9 protein-coding genes are annotated in these 12583 nt (G+C 41.0%); 3 read left to right on the top strand and 6 right to left on the bottom strand.

Annotated features, from left to right (window positions below):
- Nucleotides 1-114: 114 nt before the first annotated feature.
- On the bottom strand, nucleotides 115-765 hold the full coding sequence (locus AABI99_RS10260; protein ID WP_338365642.1) for a SprT family zinc-dependent metalloprotease: 651 nt from the start codon (nucleotides 763-765) through the stop codon (nucleotides 115-117).
- A 300-nt stretch (nucleotides 766-1065) separates the two neighbouring features.
- Here AABI99_RS10260 and AABI99_RS10255 point away from each other — a divergent pair, with 300 nt between their 5' ends.
- Both AABI99_RS10255 and AABI99_RS10250 read left to right on the top strand, forming a co-directional pair.
- Nucleotides 1066-4398: an MHYT domain-containing protein gene (locus AABI99_RS10255; protein ID WP_338365641.1), complete on the top strand. Its 3333-nt coding sequence runs from the start codon at nucleotides 1066-1068 to the stop codon at nucleotides 4396-4398.
- A gap of 9 nt (nucleotides 4399-4407) precedes the next feature.
- The gene (locus AABI99_RS10250) at nucleotides 4408-5403 is read left to right on the top strand and encodes a two-component system response regulator (protein WP_338365640.1); all 996 of its coding nucleotides are present in this window, start codon (nucleotides 4408-4410) and stop codon (nucleotides 5401-5403) included.
- On the opposite strand, the gene AABI99_RS10245 is transcribed toward AABI99_RS10250, so the two are convergent.
- Together AABI99_RS10245 and AABI99_RS10240 are read right to left on the bottom strand one after the other, a co-directional pair.
- Complete coding sequence (locus tag AABI99_RS10245; RefSeq protein WP_338365639.1) at nucleotides 5400-5828, bottom strand: VOC family protein; 429 nt, start codon at nucleotides 5826-5828, stop codon at nucleotides 5400-5402. The genes AABI99_RS10250 and AABI99_RS10245 overlap by 4 nt on opposite strands.
- A 1-nt stretch (nucleotide 5829) precedes the next feature.
- A complete protein-coding gene (locus AABI99_RS10240) occupies nucleotides 5830-6486 on the bottom strand; it encodes an HD domain-containing protein (protein ID WP_338365638.1) in 657 nt (218 codons plus the stop codon).
- A gap of 139 nt (nucleotides 6487-6625) precedes the next feature.
- On the opposite strand from AABI99_RS10240, the gene AABI99_RS10235 reads away from it, so the two are divergent.
- Entirely contained in the window at nucleotides 6626-7816 is a 1191-nt protein-coding gene (locus AABI99_RS10235; RefSeq protein WP_338365637.1) for a class I SAM-dependent methyltransferase, read from the top strand.
- A gap of 86 nt (nucleotides 7817-7902) precedes the next feature.
- Here AABI99_RS10235 and AABI99_RS10230 read toward each other — a convergent pair whose 3' ends face one another.
- The 3 genes from AABI99_RS10230 to hrpA form a co-directional block, all read right to left on the bottom strand.
- On the bottom strand, nucleotides 7903-8199 hold the full coding sequence (locus tag AABI99_RS10230; RefSeq protein ID WP_338365636.1) for a PilZ domain-containing protein: 297 nt from the start codon (nucleotides 8197-8199) through the stop codon (nucleotides 7903-7905).
- 9 nt (nucleotides 8200-8208) lie between these two features.
- Nucleotides 8209-8589, bottom strand: a complete 381-nt coding sequence (locus AABI99_RS10225) for a response regulator (RefSeq protein ID WP_338365635.1) — start codon at nucleotides 8587-8589, stop codon at nucleotides 8209-8211.
- A 73-nt stretch (nucleotides 8590-8662) separates the two neighbouring features.
- Complete coding sequence (gene hrpA, locus AABI99_RS10220) at nucleotides 8663-12550, bottom strand: ATP-dependent RNA helicase HrpA (protein WP_338365633.1); 3888 nt, start codon at nucleotides 12548-12550, stop codon at nucleotides 8663-8665.
- Nucleotides 12551-12583 lie beyond the last annotated feature (33 nt).

Raw genomic sequence — 12583 nt, 5'->3', positions numbered from 1 at the left:
TGTAAATCTGACGGCTCAGCCTTCGCTGGTTCGAATCCAGCTCCCTCCACCACTTCTTTTCTAAAACTTCTTTCTATATCTTGTTTTACTTCAATTTAAATTATCACTTTTAGACTATTTATCAAATACCCACTGCAATGTTGCTCCGTGCTTTTTAAGCCATGCGGATGCCGATTTATAATCGGGATAAAATTTAGCGACACGCTTCCAAAAAGCACTGCTGTGGTTTAAATGCTTTAAATGAGCCAATTCGTGCACAATAACATAATCAATTATATGATGAGGTGCACCAACAAGGTTAAGGCTAAAGGTAAGCTCTCGTCGAGAATTACAACTTCCCCACTTACGTTTATAACTGCCAATCGTCAATTTAGTCGGTAATGCTTCTGACATCTGTCGGCAATAATAAGCTAAACGCATTTCAATGTAGTTTGTTAGCATATCTTCAAGAGCAAGGCAAAGTAGCTGCTTACGTTTTTCGAGCTGTTTTTTTACTCGTTTAGAAGTGTAAATAATAAACTCGCTGTCGGACTGTTGAACATACGAACGTGTCCCTTTAGCAAAAGTAATCGTATATGGTTTAGCAAACACCTTAACTTTCTGACTTTTAAATGGGTATTGCTGAACATCAATAGCATTAAGTTGTTTATGTAATTGCGCAGTTACCCACTCTTTTTTACTAAACAGCCATTGTTCTATTTGTAGTTTTGGCACATGTGTAGGTGCATAAACAGTGACTGATTTTTGGCTTACTTTTATTGCCACTGTTTTACGCCTTGTACTTCGCTTTAACTGATACTCAAACAAGGTGTATGCTCTAAATATAAATAAAAGCCTATTATATAGCCTTATCTATTCAATGTAGTTATTTAACGAGAAATAAATAGGTTCAGTATTTTTTACTAACTCAAAATAACGTTTTATTAATGAAGTGCACTGCGTATGTTAATATTCTTACAAGAAAAAGTAACTTCACAGATTTATAGTATAAATTATTAGATTAACAGTTTATTTATATAATAAATCTATTAAACTAGTTTAATAAAGATACTAATTTGAGTCGTTATGCTCTCTGCATTTTTTATAACCGATCAAGACCCGAGCCTTATTATCAATGGTGCATATAACCCTATACTGGTTAGTTTGTCGGTCATTACCGCTATTTTTGCTGCCTTTTTTACCGTATGGTTAGTTGATGTAGCTAAGCAAACACAGTTCGAAAGCTATAAACGCTTAGCTAATGTAACCGGTGCCACAGTTTTATCGGCCGGCATATGGAGCATGCACTTTATAGGTATGCTGGCTTTTTCGCTATGTACAGACATAAGTTATGATCCGCTGATAACCCTTTTATCTTTTTTACCAGCGTTTATTGCATGTCAATATGCCTTTTCGATTTTAGTAAAATCGCAAGGCTCGTTCAAACACCTTATTATTTGCTCTATTTTACTTGGCGCAGGTATTGGTACAATGCACTACAGCGGCATGGCCGCAATGGAGCTGGCTCCGTTATTACGTTACGACCCCGCTATGTTTGCTTTATCAATTGTGGTCGCTGTTGGTTTATCGTTTACAGCACTTTTTACACGTTATTATTTAACGCGTTTGTTACCTAATTTATCACAGATACAAGCGCGTGCTATTACCGCTATTATTTTAGGCTCAGCAGTGGCAGGCATGCACTACATGGGTATGGCCGCTACCCGCTTTGTTGCAACCACACCGCTTTTACCTGATTACACAGAGTCAACCACTGAGCTTGCTTTTGTAGCTATTGCCGTAGCTACCGCAACGGTTGCTATAACTTGTGTTATTGCAGTTATAAATGGCATGGTTAGATACCGCTTATTGCTTGAGGAAAAATCGGCGGATGAATCGCGCTTAAATGCTATTTTAGGCACTGCTATTGATGGCATTGTAACTATAGATCACACCGGCATTATACTGAGCTTTAACGAAGCTGCCAGCAAAATTTTTGGTTGGCGAGAAAGTGACGTTCAGGGGCAAAATGTAAAAATGCTGATGGCCGATGAAATCGCTCACCACCACGATGGCTATTTGTCTAACGCCAAAAATGTAGATCTTGGTAAGGTAATTGGTATAAATAGAGATGTCTCTGCTAAGCACAAAGATGGCCACCTCTTCCCAATACGCTTAGGCATAGGAGAAGTTAACCAGCCCGACCAGATGCCATTATATGTTGGTTTTATTACAGATTTAACCGAACAACGCGCCTTGCAACAAAGCCTTATTGAAAAAGAGCAAAAGTACCGCTCTTTGATGGATAATATGCCTGGCGCTGCTTTTCGTTGTAAATACGATGAAAACTGGAGCATGTTATTTATCAGCCCGACCATAACAGAGCTCACTGGCTACACGCCAGAAGAGTTCACAGAAAGCTGCATTGAATTTAATGATCTCATTTTAAAAACAGATCAACAAACGGTTAACGAAGCCGTAGCACAAGCCATGACCTCAAGCTTAAAATACTCGGTAGAATACCGTATACGCCACCGCAACGGTAAAGTCGCCTGGGTACTCGATAAAGGCAGTGTAACCCTTGATAAAGAGAATAACCCGCAGTGGATAGATGGGGTGCTCGTTGATATTACAGAGCAAAAAGAATACGAAGACAAACTAGAACAAGCTAAATTGCAAGCTGAAGAAGCTGCGCACGCTAAGCAATCGTTTATGGCTAATATGAGCCACGAAATTCGCACGCCAATGAATTCTATTATCGGTTTTAGCGACCTACTCATGGACACACCGCTAAACCAAGAACAGCAAAAACATTTGGTTACAGTCAATAATGCGGCGCGTTCATTATTGAGACTCCTTAATGAAGTGCTTGATACCGCAAAGCTTGAGCGCGGAAAGTTAACGATTGAACCAGTACACTTTAGTTTGAAACAGGTACTCGATAGCATTATTTCGACATTTTGGCTTGAAGCAAAAAAGAAAAACCTACGCTTAAAGTTAAACATTAAAGACTCTGTGGCCAGCACCTACTATGGCGACCCAGATAGGTTAAGGCAAATTTTAACCAACTTAATCGGTAACGCCATTAAATTTACCGAGCAAGGTTCGGTTGAGCTAACTGTAAGTACTACGCAAACTGAGCAGCTCTTTTTTGAAGTGCAAGATACCGGTATAGGTATTGCTAAAGACCGCGTTAAAGCTATATTTCAGCCGTTTGTTCAGGCCGATGGCACCACAACTCGTCGCTTTGGTGGTACAGGGCTTGGCACAACCATTAGTAAACAATTAGTAGAGTTGATGGGCGGCACCATAAACCTAGTCAGTGAAGAAAATAAAGGTACCTGCTTTTATTTCTCATTACCTCTTAGTCAAGGCGATGCAGAAAAAATAGATCATTTCGATGGCCTACACACCCAGCTACCCTCACTAAGAGTGCTCGTGGTGGATGATATCGAGCAAAACACCGAGTTACTCTCTTTATTACTCTCTAGAGATCAGCATTTAGTAAGCAAAGCAAATAACGGCTTAGAAGCGATTGAAATATTTGAAGAACAAGATTTTGATGTAATTCTAATGGATATTCATATGCCAGAGTGCGACGGTATAGAAGCAACCACGAAAATTCGAGCTATCGAAAAACAAAGACAGTTGAAATTCACCCCTATTATTGCCCTAACAGCCAGTGTGCTTCAGCAAGATAAACTTACAGCTAAACGTGCTGGTATGAACGGCTTTGCTAATAAGCCTATAGATATAAATCAGCTTAACCAAGAAATTGCCCAGGTGCTTGGCTTAGGTATTGCTAAAGATATGGTTATTAGCCAATCAGACCCAGAGTCTAAACATATCGACTTTGAAAAAGGGGTGATGCTTTGGGGCAATAAATGCAAACAATTAACCGAAATTGCCAAATTTATCAATGACAGCAATAAACGATTTGATATTTTATTTAACAGTAAGTTATCTGAGATTAAAGACGCCAATAGCCTAATACACACCCTTAAAGGAGTTGCTGGTAATTTAGGCCTAACAACATTAATGACTTTATTAGCCAATTTAGAGCATGAGCAAACTGCTGAGCAATCTTCAGCGCTTATAAAACAAATAAAAAACGAGTTAGATACAATCACCCAATTAATATCAGGCGATGAGTGCGCACAAATCACGCCTGCTGAAAGTGAAAATAATGAGCAAGAAAACACGCTAAGCGCGGCTGAATTAAAGTCACTGTGTGAAACACTGCACCATGAAGCACAAAGCGCCGAGCTCAACGATGATTTGCTTGCGCAGCTTGAAAATAACGCCCCTGCACACTTACAAACTCAAATAAATGAGGTTGTAAACGCATTTGATGAATTTGACTTTGATCAAGCGCAACACGTGCTAGACGGTCTAATTAAAGAATTTACCCAAGAATGAGAATATTGAATGGATTTTAGCAACGACAAACCACGTATATTAATCGTTGACGATGAACCTGCTAACTTAAAAGTTATGCGAGAAGTACTAGGTAGTCAATACCGTATGTCGTTTGCTAAATCGGGCGCTGCAGCACTTGCACTGCTTGAAAAAGAGCAGCCTAAACTTATTTTACTCGATATCATGATGCCCGATATGAATGGCTTTGAGGTGTGCGAAATACTCAAAAGCACGCCTAAGCTTTCGCATATTCCAGTTATTTTTGTTACAGCCCTAGGTGATGAAAGCGATGAATTTAAGGGGTTTGAACTTGGCGCTGTTGATTACATTACGAAGCCTATTAGCCCTGCAATTGTGCGCGCCCGCGTTAAAACGCATTTATCGCTAGTACAAGCCGAGCAATTAAAACAAGCTCATGTTGATTTAGTAAATCGCCTCGGTCGCGCTGCAGAGTACAAAGACACAGACACGGGCGAGCATATTGCCAGAATGAGCCAATACAGTAAGTTATTAGCATTAGAATTTGGTATGGATGAACATCAGGCAGAATTACTTCGCCAAGCCGCTCCCATGCACGATGTAGGTAAAATAGGCATTCCGGATGCTATTTTATTAAAGCCTGGACGATTAACCCCTGAAGAATTTGACCACATGAAACAGCATGCCGTTATTGGTGCACAAATTTTAGCAAATTCTTCATCAGCGCTATTGCAACTTGCCCATAAACTGGCTCTAGAACATCACGAAAAGTGGGATGGCAGTGGCTACCCTAATGGTTTAAAAGGCGAACAAATATCAGTTGAAGGGCGTATTGTCGCTATTGCAGATGTATTTGATGCCCTCACCTCAAAACGCCCATATAAAGAGGCTTGGAGTGTAGAAGAGGCGCTTGAGCATATGCAAACCCAAGCGGGCAAACACTTTGACCCCCACCTTATCAATTTATTTGTAAATAATCTCGATGCTATAATCGCAATTAAAAATACATATCAAGAGCAACACTAAGTATTTCGCTTGCGCGAACCTTGTTTTACGTCGCCATATACCGCTTTTATATGTGGGTAGTCATGAGAGGTTATTTCGTGGCTATTCCCACTGTTATCTTTAAAGTAAAGCGAAAACGTTACACCGTGATCGGCCATCACTGTTTTTATATTTAAGCCATTTAAGTACTCAACCCAACAAATAAACTGTGCACCTGAGACTGAAAACGCAATACCTTTGCTTCGCTCTTCCCCTTCAAACAAAGCCAGTCGAATTGTTTTTGCAGTATCTTCAAGCGTAAGCGGCCCTTTGCCATTTTCATTCCAAAAGGCCAGCTCCTCTACTACGCTAAAGCCTAGCACCTGCTTGTACCACTTTAGCGCGTCTTGGATGTTTTCTACATTTAGATGGCAATGATCAATGCCCGATAATAATGGAGCGCTCATACTATTGGCCAATTTCTGATTTTAACTGCTCTAAAAACGCATACATATACTCTGTGCGTCGCTGTGCCTCGGCTTTGGCTGAGGGCGTATTCATGCTTTTAGCAATATGTAGTAATTTAATAAAAAAATGATCAAGGGTATAAATCGTGTCATCCGCTTCACGGTTAACACAAAAGGGGTCATCAGGGTTATACAATAAACGGTTAATTGCCCCCCCTACTTTCATACAGCGGCTAACACCTATTGCACCGAGTGCGTCCATTCTATCGGCATCTTGCACGATTTGAGCTTCGACTGTTTTTACCGCTATATTGGCGCTAAAGCTATGGGCGGCAATAGCATGATGAATATCATCAAACAAACATGCGTCATAATTAATTGATTTTAAAAACGCTATGGCTTTATCTGCCGCCATGGTAGATGCTTTTGCTCTGTCAGGATGGTTTTTAGGCACCGCAACACAATCGTGCATCCATGCCGCAGGCAAAACAATATTCATATTGGCTTGCTCGGCGTGACACAATTGAATAGCAACACGTACTACGCGCTCAATATGCGTTATATCGTGAGCTACATCAGCATGTATTAACGAGGTAATAAATGAGCGACATTGAGAATCTAGTTGTTGTAACTCAGGGGTTAAAACAGAGTGGGCCACAGTTATGTTCCAAAAACTAATTTATATGAGAATTATCCGTACTTTAACGTGCTTTACACCTTCCTTGCAAAACATTCATTGTATGTTGTCCTATGCTTGACTAAAATACAGCGCTTATTTATTACTACTGAGAAGCCTTATGTCATCTGCCGTTTACCTACAAGCTGGTCGCGAAAAATCATTAAAAAGAAAACACCCTTGGTTATTTTCAAAAGCCATCAAAAAAATTAAAGGTAAACCAGGCCTAGGTGATACGGTCACCATTCATGACAGCGAAGGTAAATTTTTAGCCACCGCAGCTTATAGCCCGCACTCGCAAATAAGAGCGCGTGTATGGAGCTTTGATCAAAACGAAGTAATAGACCAACATTTTTTTGAGCGTCGTTTACGCCGCGCTTTACATGCGCGCGAGCACGCGATAGCCGAAGGCGGTTTAACTGGTTTTAGGCTATGTGCTGCAGAGTCTGACTACCTACCCGGTATTACTATCGATAAATTTGATAATACACTTGTTTGCCAATTATTAAGTGCCGGTGCTGAGCGTCATAAAGGTGAAATTGTAGGCGCATTAATGGCAATTTTTCCTGGTGCGAATATTTATGAGCGCTCAGATGTAGATGTGCGCACCAAAGAGGGTTTAGAGCCTATCAAAGGCGTGCTGTGGGGTAATGAACCATCAGCACCTGTAATTATCGAAGAGAATGGCCTGAAGCTTGAAGTCGATATTCTCGAAGGGCATAAGACAGGCTTTTACCTAGATCAGCGTGATAGCCGTGCAGCACTTGAGCGTTTCTCTAAAGATAAAACTGTATTAAATTGCTTTAGTTACACAGGTACTTTTTCACTTTACGCATTACGTGGTGGCTGTACACACGTTACTAATGTTGATGTATCGCAACCTGCGCTTGATACCGCTAAGCGTAACGTAGAGCACAATAACTTAGATTTAAATAAAGTCGACTTTGTTAAGCAAGATGTATTTAAATTACTACGCCAATACCGAGATGAAGGCAAACAATTTGATACTATTGTGATGGACCCACCAAAATTTGCAGACAACAAAGCACAGTTAACTGGTGCGTGCCGTGGCTATAAAGATATAAACATGATTGCTATGCAAATATTAAAGCCAGGCGGCACGTTACTTACTTTCTCTTGCTCAGGGTTAATGGATCAAAACTTATTTCAAAAAGTTGTGGCCGATGCAGCGTTGGATGCGGGTAAAGAATTATTAATTATGGAGCGCTTAAATCAAGCGGCCGACCACCCTATTGCTGGCAGCTACCCTGAAGGCTTTTACTTGAAAGGCTTGATTTGTAAGGTTTACTAAAATTTTTTGTTATTACCTACAAGGACGTAGGTAATAAACTCAAACGAAATTTCATATCCGTAATAGTAAAAATAATCGCCTAGAATTTAGTTAAATTGGACTATTTCTAATCCTGCGGTAATAGTGCCATCGTCCTCTTTGCTAGCACGAATAACTTTAGCCGTTGCGTTTAACGAGGCAATACTTGGGTGAGTCGACTCAATATTAACCTGTAGCAAGGTATCGAGCTCGAGTAAATCATCTAAATGAACTGACAAACCCGTGGCGCTTAAATCAACACATTCAGCGCTGTAATTAATCCCAGCAACAGGTTCTATTGTAGTTAGTTGAGCAGGTGTATTTACCTGCATACGTCTAAAATTGCGCTTATCTTCAGTAAACATGCATCACCTTTAAACAACTGTGTTTATTTGCTCAAATAAAGTCACCATAGAAAACGGTTTTACTACATAGGCATCACACCCTGCATCAAAACCCGCTTGTTTTTCCGAGGGCGACTCTAGACCCGACACCATAACAACAGGTATATTTTTAGTTTCAGGCGTATGCTTAAGCATCCGACATGTGTCGTACCCATCTAGGCCAGGCATACATACATCAAGCAAAATAATATCCGGCGGGTTAGCAATGGCAGACGCCAAACAGCTTTTCCCCGAGTCAGCATAACTAACATCAAATTTTGAAGTTAGGGCAGATTTAAGCATTTCGTAATTAAAATACTCGTCATCTACAACTAACAATCGCTTAATCTTATGTTCAACCGATGAGGACATAGGTATGTCGCTTCCTTCTCAACCAAAATAAATCCTCCTATTAAGGTACTAAGCTTAATAGAAAATGCAAGTTTTATTCTATCTCTTTTATCGCATTCATCACGCGCTTTGCAGAAATAGGATAGGGAGTACCCAGTGTTTGCGCAAACAGTGACACCCTAAGCTCCTGCTGCATCCAAAAAATAGCATTTACCTGCGGCGGAATAGGTAAGCCTTTTGGAATTTTATTTACGAGCTTTTTGTACTCTTGCGCTACTTTTTCAAGCTCTAATACACACAGTCTGTCGCGGTTTGGGTCAACCGGCAGTTTTTCTAAACGCTTTTGTATCGCTTTAAGATAGCGAATTAAATCTGGCATTTTATTCGCACCGTGAGCGCTCACAAATCCTTTGAAAATAAGTGACTCAAGTTGCGATTTTATATCGCCATGGGCTGTTATCATAGTTAAATCAACACGCCCTTTCATTTTTTTGTGAAGCGTATGGGCAATACTCAACACTTGTTCAACCTGTGTGGCTATTTCGACCACAGCATCGCCTAGTTCGCCTCTTATTTGCTCTTTAACCGTATCAAAGGCAGCTTCATCACGAATATCGCCATGCTTTATTAATAAGCTGTCTACGCCAGCGGCAATACAATCGTCAATTAAATCTGCAATTTTACCAAACGGGTTAAAGTACAAGCCTAACTTTGCCTTATTTGGTAAGTTTTGCTGCAAATACTTTATTGGCGACGGCACGTTTAGTAATACTAAACGCCGTAAACCTTGCTGATGTGCTTGTTGGGCTTTTTCTTCACTGTCAAATAACTCAATTGCCGCTGTAGATTTTTTATCTACTAGCGCTGGGTAAGCTTTTATTTCGTATTGACCTTGCTTTTTAACATACGAGACAGGCAAATTACCAAAGTCCCACAGTGTTAAATCGGCTTTTTCAATGCCTTTATCGGCCACCTTTGATAGCGTATCGGTTACTTTACCTTGCAGCTGCGCTTTTAGTTTTGCTAAATCTAGCCCCCGTGCAAGCAATTTATCGTGCTCATCACGCACCTCAAACTGCAACCTTAAATGAGGCGCTAGTGCGTTTAAATCCCAAGCTTCTATATCCACTTTTACGCCCGTCATTCTTAGTAAGCGTGTCGTAAGTGCATCAAGTAAGCTGCCTTGCATAGGCTCAATGGCAGCCAGCACAGCATCAGCGTAATTGGGAGCCGGTACAAAGTTTCGGCGCAACGACTTAGGTAAGGATTTAATTAAACCACTTATTAGCTCATGCCTAAAAGCGGGTATATGCCAATCAAACCCAGTTTCTTGCACTTGATTTAAAAGTGCCACGGGTATTTGTACAGCTACACCATCTACAGCTTGACCTGGGTCAAAATGATAGCTTAGCGGCAAAATAATATTATCTTGCTGCCAAGTATCAGGGTAATCAAACTCAGTAATATTACTTGCGCCGTGTTGCATAAGCTCTTCACGGGTCATATATAGGTAGCGTTTGTCTTTTTGCTTTTGAGCCTTATACCACTTTAAAAAAGCTGCGCGGTTGTTGATCTCTTTAGGTATTTTTTTATCGTAAAACTCAAATAACGTCTGCTCATCAACCAAAATATCGCGGCGTCGCGACTTATGCTCAAGTACCTGTATATCTTCTATTAGCTCGCGGTTATGTGCTAAAAACTGCTCATTTAAGCCAAGCTCTTGCTCTACAAGCGCGGTGCGCACAAACAGCTCGCGGCTAACTTTAGGGTCTATATTGCTATACACACAGCGGCGTTTGTTCACTACCAACAAGCCATACAAGGTTTGTTGCTCAAACGCGATTACAGCGCCTGGTTTTTTCTCCCAGTGCGGCTCAGAATAGCTTCGTTTTACTAAATGCTGTGCAAGGGGCTCAACCCAATTAATATCTATTTTGGCATTAATACGTGCGTATAATTTACTGGTTTCTACCAGCTCTGCCGACATAAGCCATTTAGGGCTCTTTTTAAATAACCCAGAGCCTGGAAAAATATGAAACTGGCTATTACGTGCACCTTTATATATTTGCTTTTCGTCTTTAAACCCTATGTGGCTTAACATGCCGCTCAGTAACGCTTTGTGAATTTGCTCAGAGTCAGCCACTTGCGTGGTGGCTTTAATTTTCATTTCGCTGCACACAGTGCTTATTTGATAAACAATGTCTTGCCACTCACGAATACGCATATAAGCTAAAAAGTCTTTTTGACACAACTTTCTAAACTGGCTATTTGTCAGCTCACTTTGCTGCTCTTCTAGATAATTCCACAGGTTTAAAAAAGCAATAAAATCCGAGTCAGGATCATCAAAGCGGCTGTGTTTTTCGTTCGCTGCGGCGCGTTTTTCTTGCGGGCGCTCACGTGGGTCTTGAATCGACAGCGCAGCCACAATAATAATAACTTCTCGAAGTGAACCGAGCTTATTTGCCGTGAGCACCATTTTAGCTAAACGCGGGTCAACCGGTAAGCGGCTAAGCTCGCGCCCAGATTGCGTTAAACTAGTTTGATGGCGCCGCTTACTTGGCTTAATCGCCTGAAGCTCTTCAAGCAAAGTTAAACCGTCATTAATATTACGGCTATCTGGCGCTTGTACAAACGGAAACTCGCTCATATCGCCAAGCCCTAATGCCAACATTTGCAAAATAACAGAGGCCAAGTTAGTGCGCAGTATTTCTGGGTCTGTAAACTCAGGGCGAGATATAAAGTCATCTTCTGAGTACAAGCGAATACAAATACCCGCTTCAACACGGCCACAACGTCCCATACGCTGGTTAGCACTTGCTTGAGAAATAGGCTCTATAGGTAAACGCTGAACCTTAGTTCGATAGCTGTAACGGCTAATACGCGCTGTTCCTGGATCTATTACATAACGTATACCGGGCACCGTTAATGAAGTTTCGGCCACGTTGGTTGATAAAATAATATGGCGGCGCGAATGCGGGGCAAATATACGGTTTTGCTCTGCGTTAGATAAGCGTGAATAAAGTGGTAATACGTCGGTGTGTTTTAAATTACGTTTAGAAAGCGCCTCTGCGGTATCGCGTATTTCTCGCTCGCCATTTAAAAATATGAGAATATCCCCTGGCCCTTCAGCGCACAGCTCATCAACCGCATCAAAAATACCTTTTAGTTGGTCGCCTTCAGCTTCCATTGCGTCTTTATTTATATCACTTATAGGGTTGTAGCGAACTTCTACGGGGAATGTACGTCCCGATACTTCAATAATGGGCGCATCATTAAAGTGGCGTGAAAAACGCTCAGGGTCAATGGTTGCAGAGGTAATAATAACTTTGAGATCGGGGCGCTTTGGTAGTAAGTTTTTTAAATACCCTAAAATAAAGTCAATATTTAAGCTACGCTCGTGCGCCTCATCAATAATGATGGTGTCGTACTGGTTTAAAAACCGATCTTGTTGTATTTCAGCAAGCAAAATACCGTCGGTCATCAGTTTTACATAAGTATTATTAGAAACTTGGTCACTAAAGCGTATTTTAAAACCGATTTGCTGGCCAAGTTCGCATTTCATTTCCTCAGCAATGCGATTAGCTACACTGCGCGCAGCTAATCGCCTTGGCTGAGTATGGCCTATAAAGCCATCAACGCCACGACCAAGCTCCAAACACATTTTAGGTATTTGTGTGGTTTTACCCGAGCCTGTTTCGCCAGCAATAATCACCACTTGATTATTTTCAATGGCGTCTTTAATAACGTCCTTTTTTTGACTTACCGGTAATTGCTCAGGGTACGTTACAGCGGGCAGCTCAGCTAAACGTTTTTCACGTAGTTGCTGGCTGCGGGTAATATCAGCCGCTATTTTTTCGAGGGCATTGGTCTGCTTAGACTCATCGTGTATTTTTTTTACGCCATGTAAGCGTTTTTTAAATATAAACTGATCTTTTTTTAAGCACGTTTTAAGCTCGCCAAACAACTGACCTAGGTTTACCACCCGCACACCTTATAAAAATTTAATAAATGAGGG

This window comes from uncultured Pseudoalteromonas sp. (genome assembly GCF_963922945.1).
GTDB lineage: Bacteria > Pseudomonadota > Gammaproteobacteria > Enterobacterales > Alteromonadaceae > Pseudoalteromonas.
Note: the sequence above shows the minus strand (reverse complement) of the source record. Positions and strands in the feature narration are given on the sequence as shown.

Bases quoted from the DNA above. Each gene is read 5' to 3' on its own strand.
- AABI99_RS10255 (WP_338365641.1), top strand. From the start codon at position 1,066: ATGCTCTCTGCATTTTTTATAACCGATCAAGACCCGAGCCTTATTATC.
- AABI99_RS10230 (WP_338365636.1), bottom strand. From the start codon at position 8,199: ATGTTTACTGAAGATAAGCGCAATTTTAGACGTATGCAGGTAAATACA.
- AABI99_RS10245 (WP_338365639.1), bottom strand. From the start codon at position 5,828: ATGAGCGCTCCATTATTATCGGGCATTGATCATTGCCATCTAAATGTA.
- AABI99_RS10250 (WP_338365640.1), top strand. From the start codon at position 4,408: ATGGATTTTAGCAACGACAAACCACGTATATTAATCGTTGACGATGAA.
- AABI99_RS10225 (WP_338365635.1), bottom strand. From the start codon at position 8,589: ATGTCCTCATCGGTTGAACATAAGATTAAGCGATTGTTAGTTGTAGAT.
- AABI99_RS10235 (WP_338365637.1), top strand. From the start codon at position 6,626: ATGTCATCTGCCGTTTACCTACAAGCTGGTCGCGAAAAATCATTAAAA.